The sequence below is a fragment of the Ensifer sp. Root423 genome (assembly GCF_001426275.1).
GTDB classification, from domain to species: domain Bacteria; phylum Pseudomonadota; class Alphaproteobacteria; order Rhizobiales; family Rhizobiaceae; genus Ensifer; species Ensifer adhaerens.
Genome location: NZ_LMEG01000001.1, coordinates 154,337 through 174,153, shown reverse-complemented (window position 1 = coordinate 174,153; position 19,817 = coordinate 154,337). Strand labels below are relative to the sequence as shown.

Sequence of the window (19,817 nt, the reverse complement as noted above, 5' to 3'; positions counted from 1 at the left end):
TCATTTCATGTCTAATAAGACACAAGCAAGGCAGAACCGTCTTCTCCAAATTTTGGTTCGACACCGAGCAGCGGCGCAGAGCGGCTGATGATGTCGCGAACCATGGGAGCCGCGTTCGAGCCTGCGGTGCGCCCGCCACCCTCGCCGGTCTTCGGCGCGTCGATGAAGGTCAGCACGATGTATTTCGGGTTGTCGATCGGGAAGGCCGCGAGGAAGGCGTTGAAGTTCTGGTCGCTGGCATAGCGGCCGTTGACCACCTTGTCGGCCGTGCCGGTCTTGCCGCCGACGTTGAAGCCCGGCACCAGTGCGCGCTTGCCGGAGCCCGCAATGCCGTTCCAGCGAAGCAGGAAGCGCATGTCGTCGCTGGTGCTCTTCTTGACCACCGATGTGGAGACGGCGTCGGCCTGCTCCTCGGTGCGCGGCAGGAAGGTCGGTTCGATCAGCTTGCCGCCGTTGACGAGTGCAGCACCCGCGACCGCCGTCTGCAGCGGCGTCGTCGAGACGCCGTGACCGAAGGAGATGGTGACCGAGTTGATCTTCTTCCATTCGCGCGGCTGCGTCGGGGATTTCACTTCCGGCAGTTCGGTCGGCAGCTTCGAAAGCAGGCCGAGGCGCGTCAGGAATTCCTTGTGGCCGGGAATGCCGACGAGATCGGCAATCTTCGCGGTGCCGATGTTCGACGAATACTGGAAGATTTCCGGGACAGTCAGCACGCGGCGCTTGCCGTGGAAGTCCTTGATGGTGAAGCCGCCGATACGGATCGGCGCCGAGGCGTCAAAGCTGTCGTTGAGCGTCACCTTGCCGGAATCGAGGCCCATGGCGATGGTGAAGGTCTTGAAGGTGGAGCCCATTTCGAACGTGCCGTTCGACATGCGGTTCATCCAGCCCTCTTCCGCCCCTTCGGCCGGTTTGTTCGGGTCGTAGTCGGGAACGGACGCCATTGCCAGCACTTCGCCGGTATGCACGTCGAGCACGACGGCGCCGGCGGCGAGCGCCTGGTAGTTCTTCATGCCGGCGTCGATGACGTCGCGCACGATGTTCTGCACGCGCACGTCGATAGAAAGCTTCACCGGCTCGAGCTTGGCGTCGCTGGTCATGCCGATCGCGGCAAGGTCGGCCAGCCCCTGGCTGTCGATGTAGCGCTCCATGCCGGCAACGCCGCGGTTGTCGATGTTGACGTGGCCGAGGATATGCGCGGCGGTGTGGCCGCCGGGATAGAAGCGGCGCTTTTCCGGGCGGAAGCCGACGCCGGGAATGCCGAGCGCCAGGATCTCCGACTGCTGCTTCGGGGTCAGCTGCCGGCGCAGCCACTGGAAGCGCGATTTCGACTTCAGCTTGTTGTAGATTTCGCGGGCGTTGATGTCGGGCAGCACCGTCGCCAGCCGCTCGACCGCTTCGTCGGCATCGACGATCTTGTGCGGCTCGGCATAGAGCGAGACGGTGCGGATGTCGGTCGCGAGGATCTCGCCGTTGCGGTCGAGAATGTCGGGGCGCGACGCCATCAGGTTGTCGGCCCGGCCGATGCTGGAAACGGTTTCGGGTGCCGCCATGCCGTATTGCACCAGGCGGCCGCCGATGACGGCATAGACGATGCCGAAGCTGGCGATCACGATGGCGACGCGGTTCTTCGCCTGGTTCGTGGTCTTCTTGCGCGTCCCCTGAAAGGTGACGTTGACGCCGCTTTCAGCCGGTCGGTTGTTGCCGCCCGCCGAGAAGTGCGCCTTGCTTTTCAACACCATGATGCGGGAGAGAAACGACATCAGCGCGCCACCGAGCCAGTTGCGATCTTATCGGTCTTTTCGATGATGGCAGCGATGCCATCCTTGGCCGACTTGTCCTCGGGCACGGGCAGATCGGCCTTCAGCATCGGCAGTTCCTGCGGCTGGGCGAGCTGTGTCGAGGGGGTCGGCACGAGTTGCAGGTCGGCTCCGAAGGCACCGACGAGGCGCTCCAGGCGGTTCGGTTGGGTCAGAAGCGCCCAGTCGGCCCGCAGCAGATCGATCGTGTCTTCCTCGAGCTTGATCGCCACGTCGAGCTTGCGGACTTCCTCAAGCTTGTTTTCGGCGCGGTGCTTGATCGTATAGGTCACCGTGGCCGCGGCCGTCATGACGACGATCAGAACGATATCGAACGTTCGAAGCATGTCTTGTCAGCCCCCCAGCCGTGCAAGGCTTGCCAGTTCCGGCAGATTGAAAATGGACAGATCGTTTCCCGGCGACGCGGCTTGCGTGCGGATACCGGCGCGAAGCTTGGCAGAGCGGGCGCGCGGATTGAGGGACGCTTCTTCCTCGCTGGCTGCCACCATAGGCTTGCCAACTGGCGTGAAGGTTGCGGCACGCGCGGACACCATCGGCAGGTGACGCGAGCCGCTGGCCTTGCCGGAGCGGTCCTGGAAGAAGGCCTTGACGATGCGGTCTTCGAGCGAATGGAAGGTGACGACGACAAGACGGCCGCCGGGCTTCAGCGCTCGCTCGGCCGCAAACAGCGCCTCTGCCAGTTCGCCGAGCTCGTCGTTGACGAAGATGCGCAGCGCCTGGAAGACGCGGGTGGCGGGATGGATCTTGTCCTTGGCCTTGCGCGGCGTCACCACCTCGATCAGGCCGGCAAGATCGCGGGTCGTTTCGAAGGGCTGCTCGGCCCGGCGCTTCTCGATCGCACGCGCGATGCGGCCGGCCTGCTTCTCTTCACCGAGAAAGCCGAAGATGCGGATGAGATCAGAGACCTTGGCGCGATTGACGACATCGGCCGCCGAAACGCCCGAAGCCGACATGCGCATGTCGAGCGGCCCCTTCTTCTGGAAGGAGAAGCCGCGCTCGGCCTCATCGATCTGCATGGAGGAAACGCCGATATCGAGCACGACGCCATCGAGCCCGCCTTCGGGCGCATGGGCAGCAAGATCGGAGAACTGTGCATGAACGAGCTTCAGCCGGCCGGCCCACTCGGCGACCTGCGCCTGCCCTGCGGCAATCGCCGTCGGGTCGCGATCGAGCGCGATCACGTCGGCACCGGCCTTGAGGATTGCGGAGCTGTAGCCACCGGCACCGAAAGTGCCATCAAGGATGACCTTGCCGGGCGCGGGCTCGAGAGCCGCAAGCACCTCGGGCAAGAGAACGGGAATGTGACGAACCGGTCCGCCTTCGGCTTCAGAAACACCTCCGCCTTGATCCGTCACCATTCCCTCTCTCCATTCTATTCTGGACGCAACCCCCGTGACTTGCGCCCTTCCCGGGCCGCCGCCTGCGCCTTTTGAAAGGCCTGCGGCTCCCAGAGCTGAAAATAATCGCCCCGCCCGACGAACATCACGTCGGTCGAGATGCCGGTGAAGTCGCGGATAAAATCCGTCATCATCAACCGGCCTTCCGGATCGAGCTTCACAAAGACGCCACCCCCGTGAACCAGCAGCGACATCTCGTTGGCTTCCGGAGAAAATGGATCCTCGGCCGCCATCTGCTTCTCGAACCGATCCAGGAGCTCCGGCCCGCCGACGCTGATCGCCGGAAAGACGAAATCCTGAAAACAGTATAGCTCCCGAACGCCCCCATCCGACAGCACGGAGCGAAACGCCGAGGGAACAGAGACCCGCCCCTTCGCATCGATCCGATTGGTGGCATGTGACAAGAAGCGGTTCATAACGCGAAACGGCCGCCCAAGACTGACGGGCCACGATCATCGACCCGCGAGAACACGTCACTCCGCACGCAAGACCGCCCCGCCGAACAGTGGAATGTCCGACCACCCTCCGAAGCCGGAAGGCATTGGAATCTTGCGATATTGGGCCGCGAAGCAGCCCCTGCGCAGTGCCATTATGGGATATCATGGGACCATATGGGCGTCAATGGGAATGGATCACAAACAGCCGTCGGGCTGATCAAATATTGATAGGTTGTTAAGTTTAACGAAGGGTTACGAAGAGACCCCCACTGTGCGGGAATGCGACGGTCGAACGGCTTCAAATCGTTGAAAAATCAGAATGTGAGAAAAAGCGCAGAAACACCGTTGCGCAGAGGCGCTTGCGCGTCATCGCAAGAGAAGAATGCACGGCGGCAACGACACAACCGCCTAAACCTGCACCGCTGCCGGCCGCAAAAATGGCATGCGGATCAGCCCGATTTGCAAGGCGCGATCCGCGCGCGCTGAACCGTTCGGCCCGCATTGAGAGAGAGAGAGAGAGAGAGAGAGAGAGAGAAAATCGCCAGTTGGCCTGTAAGCCGGGTTCTGTATGGCCCCGTCACCCGAAGGCAACGGAACGTGGCAGCCATTCATCTGGGACTACGTTTGCACGCAGCCTCTTGCAACCCACCCGGATGACTGGCCCGGAAACAGGCTGGGCGCTTGCGCGTCCGCGTCATCCCTATTCGGTCTTGCTCCCGGTGGGGTTTGCCGTGCCGTCCATGTCGCCATGTCCGCGGTGGGCTCTTACCCCACCCTTTCACCCTTACTCCGCAAGCGGAGCGGTTTGCTTTCTGTGGCACTTTCCCTGAGGTCACCCTCGCCGGACGTTATCCGGCACCGTGCTTCCGTGGAGCCCGGACTTTCCTCCCCCCGCGGCCTTTCGGCACTTGCGGAGAGCGGCTGCCCGGCCAACTGGCAGGCGCTCCTTAACGCAAGCCCCCGCCCGGCGCCAGAAAAAACGGCAGTGTTTTTCACGCTGCCAACAGGGCAGATCGGTCGAGACCGGGTGGATGCCGCCGCACCTAGCGAAAGGCGACCGCGAAGTCGGCGTCATATTCGGGCTCATCGATCCGGCCATTTTGCACAAGGACAGCGCCGAGCCTGCCGATCTCGTCGGAGCTTTTTGCCGCCTGGCCGTTGCCGCCGGTGACGACGGCGATGCGGTCGCCCTCGGCAAAGCCGATATAGGGCAGCCCGTCGCGGGTAAACGAGGTGACACAGGGTGAAAAGCGGGTGGAGACCGGCCGGAAATCAGGCATCACCTCGGCCAGCAGCCGACGCAGATGCTCGGCCGCTGCCGCACCGCCCGGTCCGCGGAACCAGTGCCGTATCGCCGGCTCGTCACCCAGGATCCTGTCGATCGGATCGCCGCCGATCTTGATGTAGGTCCTGCCGTCGGCATAGCCGACCGGCGGCAGCAGGTAGTAGCTCTTCTCCTGCTCGGGTGCTGCACCGATCAGCGAGGGCATGCCCTCGAAGTCAGGCAGCTCGCTCGCCGCCACCTCCGCGAACAGCACCGTGCGAGCTTTGACCGTCAAGTCGATCGGCCGCGGCAGCAGTTTGTCGGACAGGGAAAATCCGCCGGCCGCAACGATGACCCGGCCCGCTTCCAGGCGCACGCCCGAGACCGTCGTGACGACAACGCGATCGTCCGCTTCGGAGACGGCGCCGACCTCGTCGCGCACGATCCGTGCGCCGGCCTTCTCGGCACAGATGACCTGCGCCGCAACGAGCGCGCGTGGATTGATGTAGCCGGCGCCAAGGCGTTCATAAACGCCGGCCGTGCCCTCGGGAAAACGGAACCAGGGAAAGCGCCGCGACAGCGCCTCGCTGTCATAGAGCGGCGCTTCGACGCCGAGCGCATCCCGCGCCTTTTCCACCTGCTCGATATAGTCGTAGCTCGAGCCCGGCGCTGGCCCCGCCATCAGGCAGCCGACCTCGTGATAAAACCGGATGCCGCTTTCGCGTTCGATCTCGTCGTAGCGCTCGATCGAGCGACGGGCGAGACGCGCCCAGACGGGGTCGTCGTCGATCGTGCGGGTGATGCGGGCATTGTCGTAGTGGCTGGAAAAGACGCCGGAATGACTGGCCCAGTCGGTCGGCTCGTCAGGACCGACGAGCGCGACGCCAGCACCCGAGAGCGCCAGGTGCCGGGCAGCCGCAGCGCCCATCATGCCCTTGCCGACGACAATGAAATCAAAGCTTTCCGACATGCTCATCCCCGCTCCGCTGACACGGAAGGAGGTAGCATATCGGTGCTCTTAGGGCACCACCACTCAAGGATTTAATTGGTGCGCCGGAACGCGAGACCTGTCCGGCTGGAGCATCCGCCATTGCCGCGTGGCCGGCGGACGATGCTCTCTCGTCGCGTGGGCAAATGGATCACCCACGCCTGTCAGGGACTAGAGCATTCCGCCCTCAAGCGGAAACACCGAGGCGGCCAGATGCTCTAGAATTGGGATGCCAAAGCGCCCCTCGTGCGTTCGCTGGAACGCACGGCGTTCTAGTCGATGATGTCCTGGACCTTGCCGCAATAGCGTTTGGAAACCGGGTTCATGCGCTTGGCGCCATGGCCGGCATTGTACTTGAGGATCGTGCCGCAGGTGGTGCCGCCCGAAAGCTCATGCGCCATGGCGAGATACTTCATGCCGAACTTGATGTTGGTTTCCGGGTCGTAGAGACCCTTGGAGGAGCCCGAATAGCCCATCATGCGCGCCGTGGCGGGCTTGATCTGCATCAGGCCGATCTCGCCGGCGCTGCCGCGTGCCTTCGGATTGAAGTTGCTTTCGACCTTGACGACCGCATGCGCCAGATCGACGGGAACGCCGTACTGCTTCGCATAGCTCTTGATCAGGGCCGTATACTGAACGTTCTGCGGAAGGTCCGGTTTCGGGAAGCCTGTGGTCCGGGTGACGGTCGGGATGGAAGAGGTCTTGATGGTCTTGTCGACATTCCCCGCATACGACGTACCCATCCCGGCGAAGAACATGCCAAGGCATGCCGCCACCGCAGCAACAGACGATATTCTCATGTAGTTTGAATTCTCCGGTCTGGGGATTGGACCGAAGCGCACCCCGCTTCGAGCCTCACGTCCCGATCGTTTCATTCACAGGACGTGAGCGTTGCGCCCCGAAGTTCCTGCAGTTTCAATGAGCGGGAAATGAACGGCGCATCATGGTAAACATGTGGCAAAGCTAAAAAAACATGCCACGAACATCCGGAAAACAGGCTTCGGGACGAAAAATTCTTCCGCGTCAGGCGATAAATTGCGGCAGCCCGGAAAGCAGGCGATGGAGCGTATCGAGGGTTGAGATGTCGGCGATGCCGTCTACCCTCTGTTGCCGGAAATGCCTTTGGAACGCGGCGACGGCGCCCTCGGTTTTTTCGCAGAAATCACCAGTCACTTCAATGCCGTAGCCATAGAGCGACAGCATCGACTGGATGGCCTCTACCGGCTGACCGCGGTCGCCGCGCTGAAAGAAGCGCCCGCCGCCGATCGGAGCCGGCTCAACCCAGTGCCCGACCCCTTCACGGTGAAGAACATGCCAAGGAAATTTTTCTCCCGGATCAACCTTGCGAATGGGGGCGATATCGCTGTGCGCCAGCACCCTTTCCGGGGCGATCGACCACCGCTGGCCACAGTCCCGACACAATTCGACGACCGCATCGATCTGCTTCTTCGGGAAATCCGGCAACCCGCCGGGGTGGCCCGGGTTGGCGATCTCAATACCGATCGAACAGGAGTTGATGTCGGTCTCGCCCTTCCAGTAGCTCTTGCCCGCGTGCCAGGCACGCAGCGTCTCAGGCACGAGCTGGTCGACGCGTCCGTCCTCATGAACGAAATAATGGCTGGAAACCTGGCTCTCTTCGCGACAAAGCCATTCGAGCGCCGAAGCGCCCGTTGCCATGCCGGTGTAGTGCAGCACGATCATATCCGGTGCCCGCCTGTCGGCGCGGTCGCCAAAATTGGGCGACGGCATGAAGCGAGCCCCCGGATAGTCGCAGTATTTCGAAGTCATGCGGCTCGGCGTTCTTTCTCGATCGCCTCATAGGCGGCGTTCAGCGCCGCCATGCGATCATTGGCGATCGCGTGGAATTCTTGCGGTACGCCGCGCGCCACCAGCATATCCGGGTGGTTTTCGGAAACCAGCACACGGTAGCGCTTGCGGATGTCGGCGAAATCATCCTTACGCGAAACGCCGAGCACCTGATAGGGGTCGCGACCGTCTCCGTGCACATGGCGGGCCATGATGAGCTCGAAATGCGCCTCGTCCATGCCGAAGATCTCGGCGACCCGCACCAGGAACGCCAGTTCGCGCTCATGAACTGCACCGTCGGACTTGGCGATGTGGAACAGGCCGTCGACGATATCCTCGAGGATCGGGCAGTTTTCTTCGCAGGACGAACACAGCGACGCCATCTTCTCCGCATAGGCCTCGTAGCCGGCGACGTCCTGGCGCGCCAGATTATAGAGACGCGCGACGTTCTGCGCCTGGTCGGGCGGGAACTGGAAGATGTCGCGGAAGGCGGCGACCTCGGCCTCGCTGACGATGCCGTCGGCCTTGGCCATCTTGGCCGAAAGCGCGATCATCGCGACGGAGAAGGCAACCTTGCGCCGTGTCTCCGGGTCGCCCTCAAACAGGGTACGCACGGCCTCGACCACACCGGCAAGCGCATTGCCGGTGGCGGTAACGATTTTGAGGAGGCTGTCCCAGAATGACATGCGAGAATCCCTGTCTCTCCAGCGTATAGCATGGACTTGTGTGGTGGCAAATTGCAAGCGGTGGGATGGTCCGAACCACGAGGATGACGAATTTGTGATGGCACCTCACTATTGTCAATCCATCGATTGGAACTTGCGACAGCTGGTAGACGGAAAGCTGTTCCCTTGGGAACAACCTAGCGATCCGAAGCGGCGAATTTATGCCGAAAAACACACCAAATGCACCGGCCGCGAAGGCCGCGCCGCCCGATTGCGCTCCTCCGGCTGCGACAATCGGCGCGACACCGAGCCCGCCCCGCGTTTCCGACGGCGCCCAGCAGCCGTTCTCGCGCAGCCTCGACACAACATCCACAGGCCCGTCATTTAAATTCCATCTGATTTGCGCTATGGAGGCCGCACCCATCGCATGCCAAAGTCCCGAGGAGGAAACATGGCCAAGAAAAAAGTCGCAATGCTGACGGCCGGCGGGCTCGCGCCCTGTCTGTCATCGGCCGTTGGAGGACTGATCGAGCGCTATACGGACGTAGCACCCGAATATGAGCTGGTCGCGTATCGCTCGGGCTACCAGGGCGTACTCCTTGGAGACCAGATCGAAATTACGCGCGACATGCGCGAAAAGGCCCATATCCTGCATCGCCATGGCGGCTCGCCGATCGGCAACAGCCGCGTCAAGCTCACCAACGCCGCCGACTGCGTCAAGCGCGGCCTGGTCAAGGAAGGCGAAAACCCGCTGCGTGTCGCAGCCGAGCGCCTTGCCAAGGACGGCATTTCGATCCTGCACACCATCGGCGGCGACGACACCAACACGACCGCTGCCGACCTTGCCGCCTATCTCGGCGCCAACGGCTACGACCTGACCGTGGTCGGCCTGCCGAAGACCGTCGACAACGACGTCGTTCCGATCCGCCAGACGCTCGGCGCCTGGACGGCTGCCGAATACGGCGCCCGCTTCTTCGACAATGTCAGCAACGAACAGAGTGCCGCCCCGCGCACGCTCGTCGTCCATGAAGTCATGGGCCGCCATAGCGGCTGGCTGACGGCAACCACCGCCCGCTCCTATATCCAGATGACCGACGACAAGGAATTCGTCGACGGCTTCATGATGAACCGCCAGATGAAGAACATCGACGGCCTCTATCTGCCGGAGATGAAGTTCGACCTGCAGGGCGAAGCCGATCGCCTGCGCAAGGTTATGGACCGCACCGGCTTCGTGACGCTGTTCGTCAGTGAAGGCGCCTGCCTCGACGCCATCGTCGCCGAGCGGGAAGCAGCCGGCGAGACCATCAAGCGTGATGCCTTCGGCCACGTGAAGATCGACACGATCAATGTCGGCAACTGGTTCTCCAAGCAGTTTGCAGCCCTTCTCGGCGCCGAACGCTCGATGGTGCAGAAATCTGGCTACTACGCCCGCTCGGCCCCGGCCAACGGCGACGACCTGCGCCTGATCCAGGGCATGGTCGACCTTGCCGTCGAAAGCGCCCTCAACAAGGTCTCGGGCGTCACCGGTCACGACGAAGACCAGGGCGGCAAGCTGCGCACCATCGAATTCCCGCGCATCAAGGGCGGCAAGCAGTTCGATACCTCCACCAAGTGGTTCGGCGAGGTGATGGATGTCATCGGCCAGAAGTGGAAGGCCCAGAAGCACTGACCGACACTTGCCGGCGGGTGGATATGCCACCCGCCGACAACGCTTGATTAGACGTTGACGGCTCCGCGTTTCCGTGGCTGGCTCGGCGAATTGATTGCCGAACACCACCTTCAGCGCGGAGCTTTTTCATGTCGTTCGAACACTGGTTTGCCTTTGCCGCGGCCTCGGCCGTGCTGCTCGCCATCCCCGGCCCCACCATTCTCCTCGTCATTTCCTACGCGCTCGGCCATGGCCGCAAGACGGCGGGCGCGACGGTCGCCGGTGTGGCGCTCGGCGATTTCACCGCCATGACCGCCTCCATGCTCGGCCTCGGCGCCCTGCTTGCCACCTCTGCCGCCATCTTCACCGTCTTGAAATGGGTGGGCGCTGCCTATCTTATCTGGCTCGGCATCAAGCTCTGGCGCGCGCCGGTGGCCGCCGGCGGCGACGCCGACCTCGAAACCACGTCGACGGAACGCCCGCTTCGCATCTTCTTTCATACCTATGCGGTGACTGCGCTGAACCCGAAGAGCATCGTCTTCTTCGTCGCCTTCCTGCCGCAGTTCCTCGATCTCAGCCAGCCGCTCTTTACCCAGATGGCGATTTTCGAGCTGACGTTCCTCACGCTCGCGATCCTCAATGCCAGCCTCTATGCAGCCCTTGCGACCGCCGCCCGCAGCACGATTTCCAAGCCGAATGTGCGGCGGATCGTCAACCGCGCCGGCGGCTCCATGCTGATCGGCGCCGGGCTTTTGACGGCCACGATGAAGCGGGCCACGGCCTGAAATTCGACCCCACGCTTGCCGCCGCCAGCCTCATAGGTTAATGGAGATTCACGCTTGGCGGCTGGCAACCGCTGATTTGCAGGGGCTACGGGGCCCAGAAGCACGAAAGTGACAGAATGGCGAATTACCGTATTTCCCTTTCCAAACAGACGTTTGGCGTGGCAGCTTTGTTGTCGGCGACCATCGTCTCGGGATGCTCAACGGTAGAGCACACGTCGCTGGCAGACCTCACGGCCGTGCAGACGGTTACGCCCCTCGCAAAGCCCGGCACCGAAATGACCGCCTATGCACTGCCGACGCCCGACGGCGCCGCCACCGCAACGAGCGCGGCCTTGACAGCTCAGACCGCTGGCGTCGCCGCCACCTATCCGGTCGCGACCGATCTGGCACAGGGTGCGGAAGCAGCACCCGCACTGGTCGCGGTCCCCGCGGCCAAGCCGGGCGACACCATGGCGCTTGCCATGGTTGCCCCGACGACGCAGACCGGCGCCAGCGCGGCGATTGCCGCAGCGGAAGCCCCCTCGCCCGCCGACTCCACTCAGGTGGCATCCGCCGCCCTCTCGCCGGCGGCAACCAAGACCGCTCGCGTCCAGGATCTGCCGGTCTCGACGCTCGCAGTTGCAGCAGCAATGGAATCGGACTTCGACACCGGCGAACCGGTCGGCCTCGAAACTCTGGTCGCCAACCGCATGATCGTTCCGACCGAGCGCCCGAAGACCGGCGTCATCGGCTCGACGGTGGCCGCAGTCGCCAACGTCATCCCGGATTCGATGAAGTTCACCAAGACGCCGACGAGCTCGCGTCCCGAACTCGACAAGATGATCAAGTACTATGCCGATCTCAACGGCATTCCGGTGGAACTGGTGCACCGCGTCGTCAAGCGCGAGAGCAACTACAATCCGCGCGCCTACAGCAAGGGCAATTACGGCCTGATGCAGATCCGCTACAACACCGCCAAGGGTCTCGGCTATGACGGTCCGGCGGAAGGTCTGTTCGACGCCGAAACCAACCTCAAATACGCGACCAAGTATCTGCACGGCGCCTGGATGGTGGCCGACAACCAGCATGACAGCGCAGTAAAGCTCTATGCCAGCGGCTATTACTATCACGCCAAGCGCAAGGGCCTGCTCGAAGAGCTCGGCATGAAGTAAGCCGGCCACCCGGCTGGCCCGAAGCGAAGCTGCTTCTCGACGGCTCTGGAATATCCTTACGAGGCGCTCAATCGAGCGCCTCTATTATTTTGGCGTTGAGTGTCTGCACGTCATAGCCGAGCCGCGAAGGCGTAAGCCCCAGCCGCACGACCGCCAGCTTCAGCGAAGGCACCAGCATGATCGCCTGGCCGTCATGCCCGAGCATCCAGAAGGCATCTGCCGGGAAACTGCCCGTTCCCGCCCGCGCGCCGTTTTCCTCCAGCCATACCTGGCCCTGGCCGTATTTGCCGCCCGATGCCTTGGTCGGCGTGCGCATGAAGGCGACATAGTCCTTCGGCAGCATCGCCCTCCCCTTCCAGACACCGTCCTGCAGCAGGAGCTGCGCGAACCGCGCCCAGTCCTGCGTCGTCGCATACATGTAGGAGGAACCGACGAAGGTGCCGCTCTCGTCCGTCTCCAGGACGGCGCTCGTCATGCCGAGCGGCGCAAACAAAGCGTCATAGGGAAAGGCAAGCGCTGCCGTCGGATCGTCGAAGGTGCGCATCCAGATCCGCGACAGCAGCGTGCTGGTGCCGCTGGAATAGCTGAAGTTCGTGCCGGGCTTTGCACCCAACGTCCGCGTCGCGGCAAAACCCGCCATGTCCCTTTCCAGATAGAGCATGCGCGTCACGTCGGTGACGGCGCCATAATTCTCGTTAAAGGCAAGCCCGCTCTGCATCCCCATCAGGTCCGCAAGCGTGATGCCCGCCCGCTCGTCCCCGGCCCATTCCGGCAGCAAGTCGCCCTGCGACACGTCCATGCGCCCTTCTGCAATCCTGAGGCCAATCAGCGCCGCCGTCACCGATTTGGTCATCGACCAGCCGAGCAACGGCGTCGAACGGTCGAAACCCTGGCCATAGGTTTCCGCCACCAGTTGGCCGTCGTGGATCACGGCGATCGCCCGCATGCCCGGCCCGGCGAGGTCAGCGTCCTCGACGAGCTTCTGCAAGGTCGGCTCGATCACGGCCCCCTCGCCTTCGGGCCAGGCCACACCCGGCACGGGCGCCGCTGCGGCGGTTTTCGTTTCGATTGGTGCCAGAGCCGCGGCATCGCCGTCCGGCAGGCTGGCGCAGCCGGCACCCGGACGATAGGCCGCGTAACCGGGTGCGGCAAAACCGAGGATGCGTGCCGTCACCAGCTGTTTCTCTTTGTCGACACCGACGCGCACCAGCTTGAGCAACGGGTGGCCGGGGGCCTGCACGTCGTCGGCGAGCACAGCCTGGGCATCGCGTCCGGCGATGAAGACGTTGGAACAGACGATTTTTGCCGCATAGCCGTCGCCGACCTTCAGCAGTTGCGGCGGCGCCAGCGCAAGCCAACCGAACAGACCGACGACGATCAGCGCCAGCACGGCACCCGAAATCTTCAACAAACGTCCCATGCGATCCTCCGGCCTGATGCGCAAAGAGAACCAGCATTTTGCTGCAAGGGAAAGCCCCGGCCGCCTCAACTTTTCATATTGGAAAAACGCACAAGCAGTCGAAAAAAGTGCAGCGCTTCGAGCTCTCGCTCACGCACTCGCAGAGAGGCGCGCCTCTCCCGCTTCGCCGTCGCCGACGAGCACCGACACGTCGGCCATAACAGGCGAAACCCAGGGACCGCGGATCTCGGCAGCGCCACAGGCCCGCGCGCAATCCGCCTCGCTCTCCTTCTCGACACCGCTGACGGCGATCGAAAGCCGCAGCACCTGTCCGGTCTTGATCAGGCAGGCGAGCAACGCCACGCTGCGTTCGCTGCCATGTGCGGCCCGCACGGCGGCGAGATCGACGGTCACCTGGTCGGGCTGCACCTCCGAGATCTGGTTCAGGGGCAGCGACGAGGCGGAGCCGCCGCCAAGCGCGACGCGAACGCCGAGCGCGCGCAGCCCCCGCAAGTTTTCGGTGACGATGACGAGATCGTCCGTCGAGACGCCCTCGGCGACCTCGATCGTCAGGCGTTCCGGCGAAAGGCCAGCATCCGAAAGGCACCGCTCCACGTGCGTGACGAAATCGCGGTCGCGCAGTTGCGAGACGAAGGGCGCAATCGTCAGCCCTTTCGGGAAAGACCAGCCGGCCGCCTGCCTGCAGGCGGACTGAAGCGCCCAGGCGGCAAGCGCCAGCGTAGTCGCGCTCTGCTCCGGCGGCTCGAACGTTTCCGCGCCGATGACGCCGAGATGCGGATGCCGCCAGCGCAGCAGCGCCTGGAACCCACCGATGGAGCCGCTTTCGATGCCGAGGATCGGCAGGAATGCGAGAAAGAACTCCTCTGCCTCGAAACCGCGCGTAAGATCGCGCTCGGCTTCCGCCCGCTGCCGCACGGCATGGCTCAGGGTTTCCGAGTGGAAGGCATGACTGTTGCCGCTGATCGCCTTGGCTTCGTAAAGCGCCAGGTCCGCCCTTTTCAACACGTCGGATGTCGATTTGTCCGACCGCTCGATGAAGGCGATGCCGATGCTGCAGCCTGAAGCGATGCGCGTTTCCCCGAGATCGAACGGCGCTTCGAACAGCTTTTCCACCCGCGTTGCGAGCATTTCCGCATCGGCCTGAGACGGCGCGCACGCGGCCGCAAGCACGAACTCGTCACCGCCGAGGCGGTAGACCGTCGCCTCGCCGGCAAAGGCACGCCTGAGCCGGGCGCCGAACAGAGCCAGCAACCGGTCGCCGGCGTCATGTCCCAGCGTGTCGTTGATCACCTTGAAGCGATCGAGATCGAGAAGAAGCAAGGCGTTGCGCGCAAACGCGGCACCTTCTGCGCTGAGTGCCTGGCTGATATCGGCCTCGAGCGCAGCGCGGTTTGCAAGCCCAGTCAGCTTGTCGCGATGGACTTCGTTGCGCAGGCGACGCTCGGCGCGCCGCGCGGCACGCAGCTCCAGCTCAAGCCGGCGCGAGTAGCGCCAGCGATAGAAGGAGCCGCCGAGGATGAAAGGCATGGCGCCGGCCGCCATAACGGCAGGGACGTCCCAATGCGGCGCCATCTGGTCGGGAAGAGCGGTTCCGCTGGCAAGCCACGCCACAGAAACCAGAGCCCCCAATGCCGCGCCGGCAGCCGCAAATCGCTGCTCGGGCTTCGGCAGAAACGTACCTAACATCATGTCGACGCCCCCCGTATGTAAGGCGGTGCTAGCACGTCAGGGTTTAATGAATTCTTATGGGTGAAAAATTGTAGATTTGCGTTCCGGAGACCGCCCCAGCCCTGTGAGAAAGCCCGTCATCAAAGTGTAGCCGAGTCACTTTAGAAGCGCCTAAGTTTCAACTGGATGACCGTCTGAGATGAATGAAATCGCTTCCGACGTTGGCTTTGGCAGAAAAAATCCGAAGCTGAAAAACGCCCTGCTCCAGCACAAGACCCTCTCCCTCGCAGGCTTCTCGGAACGTCTGTTCGGCCTGCTCTTTTCGGGCCTCGTCTATCCGCAGATCTGGGAAGATCCGATCGTCGACATGGAGGCGATGCAACTGACCCCGGAAAGCCGGATCGTCACCATCGGCTCCGGCGGCTGCAACATGCTGACCTATCTGTCGGCCGGCCCACGGAAAATAGACGTCGTCGACCTCAACCCGCACCATATCGCGCTCAACCGCCTGAAGCTCGCAGCCTTCCGCCATCTGCCGAGCCACAAGGATGTCACGCGCTTCCTGGCGATCCAGGGCACGACGACCAACGTCCAGGCTTTCGATCTATTCCTCGCGCCGAAGCTTGATACAGCGACGCGCAGCTACTGGACCCGCCGCGACATGACCGGTCGCCGGCGTATCGGCGTCTTTGGCCGCAATATCTACCGCACCGGTCTGCTCGGCCGCTTCATTGCAGCCAGCCACCTGCTTGCCCGCCTGCACGGCGTCAATCCGGAGGACTTCGTCCAGGCGCGCTCCATGCGCGAACAGCGGCAGTTCTTCGACGAGCGCCTGGCGCCTCTCTTCGATCGTCCCGTCATCCGCTGGATCACCGGGCGCAAGAGCTCCCTCTTCGGCCTCGGCATTCCGCCGCAGCAGTTCGACGAGCTCGCAAGCCTGAGTGCCGAAAAGTCGCTCGCCGCCGTTCTGCGCCATCGCCTGGAAAAGCTCACCTGTCACTTCCCGCTGCGCGAAAACTACTTCGCCTGGCAGGCCTTCGGCCGCCGCTACCCGCTGCCGCATGAAGGCGACCTGCCGCCCTATCTCGACGCCGGCGCCTATGAGGCGATCCGCAACAATGCCGAGCGCGTCGAGGTACATCACGCAAGCTTCACCGAGCTTCTCGCCGGCAAATCCGCCGGCTCGGTCGACCGCTATATCCTGCTCGACGCGCAGGACTGGATGACCGACCAGCAGCTGAACGACCTCTGGACCGAGATCACCCGCACGGCGGATGAGGGCGCAGTCGTGATCTTCCGCACGGCGGCGGAAGACAGCATCCTGCCCGGCCGTGTCTCCCCGGCCCTGCTCGACCAGTGGCACTACGATGCCGAAACCTCGCTACGGCTCGGCGCCGAAGACCGCTCCGCCATCTATGGCGGCTTCCACATCTACCGCAGGAAGGGCTGAGACGTGCAACAGGCCGGGATCTCCCACGCGCGGCGCATGGACCACATGTACCGCTATCAGCGGCACTTCTACGATCTCACGCGGAAGTACTACCTCTTCGGCCGCGACACGCTGATCCGCGACATGAACCCGGCCTCCGGTGCCTCGGTGCTTGAGGTCGGCTGCGGCACCGGCCGCAATCTGGCGCTGATCGGCCGCTGTTTCCCGTCGGCCCGCCTGTTCGGGCTCGACATATCCCAGGAAATGTTGACCTCGGCCGGCGCGAAGCTCAACCGTGGCGGCAACAGGCGCGCCACGCTGCATGTCGCCGACGCAACGGACTTCGATCCGGCGATCTTCGGCGAAAGGGGTTTCGATCACATCGTCATCTCCTACTCGCTGTCGATGATCCCCGACTGGCAGAAGGCGATCGACGCGGCGATCACAGCGCTTAATCCGGGCGGCTCGCTGCACATTGCCGATTTCGGCCAGCAGGAACGCCTGCCGACGAGCTTCCGCCGGGCGCTGCACGGCTGGCTCAACCGCTTTCACGTGACGCCGCGCGAGCGGCTGTTCGACGTGTTACGCGAGAAAGCCCGCGAAAATGGCGCCGATCTCGAGCGGCGCACGATCGGCCGCGGCTATGCCTGGCTCGCCGTCTATCACCGCCCTTCCGTGGCGATCGCCGACTGAACGGCAGGCGGTTTACACAAAGGTTTTGCATCCCGCCTGAGGGCAGCCATTCCGGCAAGCGCCGAAACCGCCTGGTTTTCGGCGCTTTTGCGCTTTTCTGCCGTCCGCAATTCCCGCTTGAGCTAACTCAATTTTTACGATGATATGGTGAAAATGGGGTTCACGCCTCACTGGGGAAATCACCGACAGGAAGCCATCGTGTGAGGCAGGATCATCGATCGTCTCTAGACAGGAAAATCATGCGCCGGCTTCTCCTGGCTCTCTTGCCGCTTGCCACCCTTCTTTCCGGCTGCTCGTCGACCGACTATGACCTGATGCAGACGGCATCGATCCCGCCGCGCTTCCACGATACGGACCCGCAGAACTTCGGCGACCGGACCCCGCAGCACCACAATATCCACGGCATCGACGTTTCGAAATGGAATGGCGATATCGACTGGATGAAGGTGAAGAACTCGGGCGTCTCCTTCGCCTTCATCAAGGCGACGGAAGGCAAGGACCGGGTCGATACCCGCTTTCCCGAATACTGGCAGAAGGCACGGGCCGCCGGCATCCCTTATGCGCCCTATCACTTCTACTATTTCTGCTCGACCGCCGACGACCAGGCCGATTGGTTCATCGCCAACGTGCCGAAGAGCGCCGTCTACCTGCCGCCGGTTCTCGACGTCGAGTGGAACGGCGAATCGAAGACCTGCCGCCATCGCCCGACGCCGGACGAAGTGCGCGTCGAGATGAAGCGCTTCATGGACCGGCTCGAAGCCCATTACGGCAAGCGCCCGATCATCTACACCTCGGTCGACTTCCACCGCGACAATCTCGTCGACCAGTTCAAGGAACATCACTTCTGGGTGCGCTCGGTCGCCAAGCATCCGGGTGAGGTCTACGTCGAGCGCCGCTGGGCGTTCTGGCAATATACCAGCACCGGGGTCATCCCCGGCATCGACGGCGCCACCGATATCAATGTCTTCGCCGGCTCGGCGAAAAACTGGAAGAACTGGGTCGCCGCGGTCTCGCAGCCGAAGCAGAACTGACATTCCTGCCGACAGGTGCGGCAGGAAGACCCATTTTCTTCTTTCGGTCATAATGCTCTGAGAGAGCAACGACAGATTTCGCAGCGATTTGATTGCCCGTGGTGGTGCAAGGCGCCCCACGGCAAAGAAAGGAATTTCATGATGACCCGCACAGCCCGGCGCGCGCTTGCCTCCGTCGCTCTTCTGGCGCTGACCGCCTCGGCCGCCGCCGCCCAGACCGCAGCCTCGACAGGCGCGAAGACGGCATCCCCGGCCGTTGCCTGCGGTGGCGATCTCGCAACCTTCCTTCAGGGCGTGAAGGCCGAAGCGGTCGCCAAGGGCGTTCCGGCCGATGTCGCTGACCGGGCGCTCGCCGGTGCCGCCATCAATGAAAAGGTGCTCAGCCGCGACCGCACCCAGGGCGTCTTCAAGCAGACCTTCACCGAATTCTCCAAGCGCACCGTCAGCAAGTCGCGCCTCGATATCGGCCAGCAGAAAATGAAGGAATATGCTGACGTCTTTGCTCGCGCTGAGAAAGAATTCGGCGTGCCGGCCCCGGTCATCACCGCCTTCTGGGCGATGGAGACCGACTTCGGCGCCGTCCAGGGCGACTTCAACACCCGCGACGCGCTGGTGACGCTGTCCCACGACTGCCGCCGTCCAGAGATGTTCCGCCCGCAGCTGATCGCGGCGATCGAGATGGTCCAGCATGGCGACCTCGACCCGGCGACGACGACAGGCGCCTGGGCCGGCGAGATCGGCCAGGTGCAGATGCTGCCAGAAGACATCATCGCCTATGGCGTCGATGGCGACGGCGACGGCCACGTGAACCTGAAGAAGAGCTCGCCCGACGCGATCCTGACCGCCGCCAAGTTCATCCAGAGCCTCGGCTACAAGGCTGGCCAGCCGGTAATCCAGGAAGTCAGCGTTCCCGAGCAACTCCCCTGGGAAAAGACCGGCCTGCAGCCGGGCATGAAGGCCAGCGACTGGTTCGCGCTCGGCGTCAAGCCGCGCAACGGCGACACCGCCTTCGGCAACCTCGAAGCCTCGCTGGTGCTGCCGCAGGGCCGCAAGGGCGTGGCCTTCCTCACCTACCCCAACTTCAACGTCTATCTCGAATGGAACCAGTCGTTCATCTACACAACATCTGCCGCCTATTTCGCGACCCGTCTCGGCGGCGCGCCGACCTATGAAGGCGGCAATCCGGAACCGGGCCTCGACGACACCGGCATGAAGGCACTGCAGAGCAAGCTGCAGACGCTCGGCCACGATGTCGGCAAGATCGACGGCATCCTCGGCTCCGGCACCCGTGCGGCACTCCAGAAGGAGCAGCTCCGCCTCGGCCGTCCGGCCGACGGCTGGGCGACGCTCGAACTCCTGAACGCGCTTTAAGCCCGAACCGCAGTTTCAAAACCATGACCCCGGAGATCGGATCGATCTCCGGGGTTTTTTCATGCCACAACGACCGACCGGATCCCGGTTGATGAGAGCCCACCGGCTCGCCCCCACGCATGCGGCCCTCATCATCGCCGCAAGAACCGGGTGGTTCCGCCGGGCGTGCCGGGTTATGTATCATGTGTCGGAGCACAACCGATCCGGGAGCGGTAACCAGGCGCTTGCGCCATGGCGTCCACCCGGC

The 19,817-nt window shown here is 63.3% G+C and carries 17 protein-coding genes and 1 other RNA gene; 7 read left to right on the top strand and 11 right to left on the bottom strand.

Annotation, left to right across the window (positions count from 1 at the left end):
• Positions 1-11: 11 nt before the first annotated feature.
• The 9 genes from ASD01_RS00845 to ASD01_RS00800 all read right to left on the bottom strand — a co-directional run bounded on the left by ASD01_RS00845 (position 12) and on the right by ASD01_RS00800 (position 8,395).
• Positions 12-1,760, bottom strand: a complete 1,749-nt coding sequence (locus ASD01_RS00845) for a peptidoglycan D,D-transpeptidase FtsI family protein (RefSeq protein WP_060643520.1) — start codon at positions 1,758-1,760, stop codon at positions 12-14.
• On the bottom strand, positions 1,760-2,143 hold the full coding sequence (ftsL, locus tag ASD01_RS00840) for a cell division protein FtsL (protein ID WP_034792423.1): 384 nt from the start codon (positions 2,141-2,143) through the stop codon (positions 1,760-1,762). Before ftsL ends, ASD01_RS00845 begins: the two co-directional genes overlap by 1 nt.
• A gap of 6 nt (positions 2,144-2,149) precedes the next feature.
• On the bottom strand, positions 2,150-3,175 hold the full coding sequence (gene rsmH / locus ASD01_RS00835) for a 16S rRNA (cytosine(1402)-N(4))-methyltransferase RsmH (RefSeq protein ID WP_034792418.1): 1,026 nt from the start codon (positions 3,173-3,175) through the stop codon (positions 2,150-2,152).
• A 14-nt stretch (positions 3,176-3,189) separates the two neighbouring features.
• On the bottom strand, positions 3,190-3,630 hold the full coding sequence (gene mraZ, locus ASD01_RS00830; protein WP_034792415.1) for a division/cell wall cluster transcriptional repressor MraZ: 441 nt from the start codon (positions 3,628-3,630) through the stop codon (positions 3,190-3,192).
• Between the two features lie 558 nt (positions 3,631-4,188).
• Positions 4,189-4,588, bottom strand: an RNA gene (rnpB, locus tag ASD01_RS00820) — RNase P RNA component class A.
• A gap of 106 nt (positions 4,589-4,694) precedes the next feature.
• Entirely contained in the window at positions 4,695-5,885 is a 1,191-nt protein-coding gene (locus tag ASD01_RS00815; protein WP_034793594.1) for an NAD(P)/FAD-dependent oxidoreductase, read from the bottom strand.
• Positions 5,886-6,175: 290 nt separating this feature from the next.
• Positions 6,176-6,703 (bottom strand): lytic transglycosylase domain-containing protein, encoded by a 528-nt coding sequence (locus ASD01_RS00810; RefSeq protein WP_034792405.1) that lies wholly within the window; start codon positions 6,701-6,703, stop codon positions 6,176-6,178.
• A gap of 223 nt (positions 6,704-6,926) precedes the next feature.
• A complete protein-coding gene (locus tag ASD01_RS00805) occupies positions 6,927-7,691 on the bottom strand; it encodes an N-acetylmuramoyl-L-alanine amidase (RefSeq protein WP_034792393.1) in 765 nt (254 codons plus the stop codon).
• Positions 7,688-8,395, bottom strand: a complete 708-nt coding sequence (locus ASD01_RS00800; RefSeq protein WP_034792391.1) for a J domain-containing protein — start codon at positions 8,393-8,395, stop codon at positions 7,688-7,690. Before ASD01_RS00800 ends, ASD01_RS00805 begins: the two co-directional genes overlap by 4 nt.
• 430 nt (positions 8,396-8,825) lie before the next feature.
• On the opposite strand from ASD01_RS00800, the gene ASD01_RS00795 reads away from it, so the two are divergent.
• The 3 genes from ASD01_RS00795 to ASD01_RS00785 all read left to right on the top strand — a co-directional run bounded on the left by ASD01_RS00795 (position 8,826) and on the right by ASD01_RS00785 (position 11,958).
• The gene (locus tag ASD01_RS00795) at positions 8,826-10,043 is read left to right on the top strand and encodes a pyrophosphate--fructose-6-phosphate 1-phosphotransferase (RefSeq protein WP_034792390.1); all 1,218 of its coding nucleotides are present in this window, start codon (positions 8,826-8,828) and stop codon (positions 10,041-10,043) included.
• Positions 10,044-10,171: 128 nt separating this feature from the next.
• Entirely contained in the window at positions 10,172-10,807 is a 636-nt protein-coding gene (locus ASD01_RS00790) for a LysE family translocator (protein ID WP_034792388.1), read from the top strand.
• A gap of 116 nt (positions 10,808-10,923) precedes the next feature.
• Entirely contained in the window at positions 10,924-11,958 is a 1,035-nt protein-coding gene (locus ASD01_RS00785; RefSeq protein WP_034792386.1) for a lytic transglycosylase domain-containing protein, read from the top strand.
• A 67-nt stretch (positions 11,959-12,025) separates the two neighbouring features.
• Here the strand turns inward: ASD01_RS00785 and ASD01_RS00780 are convergent, their stop codons facing one another.
• Both ASD01_RS00780 and ASD01_RS00775 read right to left on the bottom strand, forming a co-directional pair.
• Positions 12,026-13,378, bottom strand: coding sequence for a serine hydrolase domain-containing protein (locus tag ASD01_RS00780; protein WP_034792383.1), 1,353 nt, complete (start codon positions 13,376-13,378; stop codon positions 12,026-12,028).
• A 129-nt stretch (positions 13,379-13,507) separates the two neighbouring features.
• A complete protein-coding gene (locus tag ASD01_RS00775) occupies positions 13,508-15,067 on the bottom strand; it encodes an EAL domain-containing protein (protein ID WP_082572746.1) in 1,560 nt (519 codons plus the stop codon).
• 178 nt (positions 15,068-15,245) lie between these two features.
• Between ASD01_RS00775 and ASD01_RS00770 the strand changes: the two genes are divergently transcribed.
• The 4 genes from ASD01_RS00770 to ASD01_RS00755 all read left to right on the top strand — a co-directional run bounded on the left by ASD01_RS00770 (position 15,246) and on the right by ASD01_RS00755 (position 19,570).
• On the top strand, positions 15,246-16,496 hold the full coding sequence (locus ASD01_RS00770; protein WP_034792379.1) for a BtaA family protein: 1,251 nt from the start codon (positions 15,246-15,248) through the stop codon (positions 16,494-16,496).
• 36 nt (positions 16,497-16,532) lie between these two features.
• Entirely contained in the window at positions 16,533-17,168 is a 636-nt protein-coding gene (locus ASD01_RS00765; RefSeq protein WP_051659249.1) for a class I SAM-dependent methyltransferase, read from the top strand.
• Positions 17,169-17,407: 239 nt separating this feature from the next.
• Complete coding sequence (locus tag ASD01_RS00760; RefSeq protein ID WP_034792376.1) at positions 17,408-18,199, top strand: glycoside hydrolase family 25 protein; 792 nt, start codon at positions 17,408-17,410, stop codon at positions 18,197-18,199.
• Positions 18,200-18,340: 141 nt separating this feature from the next.
• The gene (locus ASD01_RS00755; protein ID WP_034793581.1) at positions 18,341-19,570 is read left to right on the top strand and encodes a lytic murein transglycosylase; all 1,230 of its coding nucleotides are present in this window, start codon (positions 18,341-18,343) and stop codon (positions 19,568-19,570) included.
• The last annotated feature ends 247 nt before the right edge of the window (positions 19,571-19,817 follow it).

What these genes read in the sequence shown, in the direction of transcription:
- ASD01_RS00845 (WP_060643520.1), bottom strand. Translation starts at nt 1,760, where the DNA reads ATGTCGTTTCTCTCCCGCATCATGGTGTTGAAAAGCAAGGCGCACTTC.
- ftsL (WP_034792423.1), bottom strand. Translation starts at nt 2,143, where the DNA reads ATGCTTCGAACGTTCGATATCGTTCTGATCGTCGTCATGACGGCCGCG.
- rsmH (WP_034792418.1), bottom strand. Translation starts at nt 3,175, where the DNA reads ATGGTGACGGATCAAGGCGGAGGTGTTTCTGAAGCCGAAGGCGGACCG.
- mraZ (WP_034792415.1), bottom strand. Translation starts at nt 3,630, where the DNA reads ATGAACCGCTTCTTGTCACATGCCACCAATCGGATCGATGCGAAGGGG.
- ASD01_RS00815 (WP_034793594.1), bottom strand. Translation starts at nt 5,885, where the DNA reads ATGTCGGAAAGCTTTGATTTCATTGTCGTCGGCAAGGGCATGATGGGC.
- ASD01_RS00810 (WP_034792405.1), bottom strand. Translation starts at nt 6,703, where the DNA reads ATGAGAATATCGTCTGTTGCTGCGGTGGCGGCATGCCTTGGCATGTTC.
- ASD01_RS00805 (WP_034792393.1), bottom strand. Translation starts at nt 7,691, where the DNA reads ATGACTTCGAAATACTGCGACTATCCGGGGGCTCGCTTCATGCCGTCG.
- ASD01_RS00800 (WP_034792391.1), bottom strand. Translation starts at nt 8,395, where the DNA reads ATGTCATTCTGGGACAGCCTCCTCAAAATCGTTACCGCCACCGGCAAT.
- ASD01_RS00795 (WP_034792390.1), top strand. Translation starts at nt 8,826, where the DNA reads ATGGCCAAGAAAAAAGTCGCAATGCTGACGGCCGGCGGGCTCGCGCCC.
- ASD01_RS00790 (WP_034792388.1), top strand. Translation starts at nt 10,172, where the DNA reads ATGTCGTTCGAACACTGGTTTGCCTTTGCCGCGGCCTCGGCCGTGCTG.
- ASD01_RS00785 (WP_034792386.1), top strand. Translation starts at nt 10,924, where the DNA reads ATGGCGAATTACCGTATTTCCCTTTCCAAACAGACGTTTGGCGTGGCA.
- ASD01_RS00780 (WP_034792383.1), bottom strand. Translation starts at nt 13,378, where the DNA reads ATGGGACGTTTGTTGAAGATTTCGGGTGCCGTGCTGGCGCTGATCGTC.
- ASD01_RS00775 (WP_082572746.1), bottom strand. Translation starts at nt 15,067, where the DNA reads ATGATGTTAGGTACGTTTCTGCCGAAGCCCGAGCAGCGATTTGCGGCT.
- ASD01_RS00770 (WP_034792379.1), top strand. Translation starts at nt 15,246, where the DNA reads ATGAATGAAATCGCTTCCGACGTTGGCTTTGGCAGAAAAAATCCGAAG.
- ASD01_RS00765 (WP_051659249.1), top strand. Translation starts at nt 16,533, where the DNA reads ATGGACCACATGTACCGCTATCAGCGGCACTTCTACGATCTCACGCGG.
- ASD01_RS00760 (WP_034792376.1), top strand. Translation starts at nt 17,408, where the DNA reads ATGCGCCGGCTTCTCCTGGCTCTCTTGCCGCTTGCCACCCTTCTTTCC.
- ASD01_RS00755 (WP_034793581.1), top strand. Translation starts at nt 18,341, where the DNA reads ATGACCCGCACAGCCCGGCGCGCGCTTGCCTCCGTCGCTCTTCTGGCG.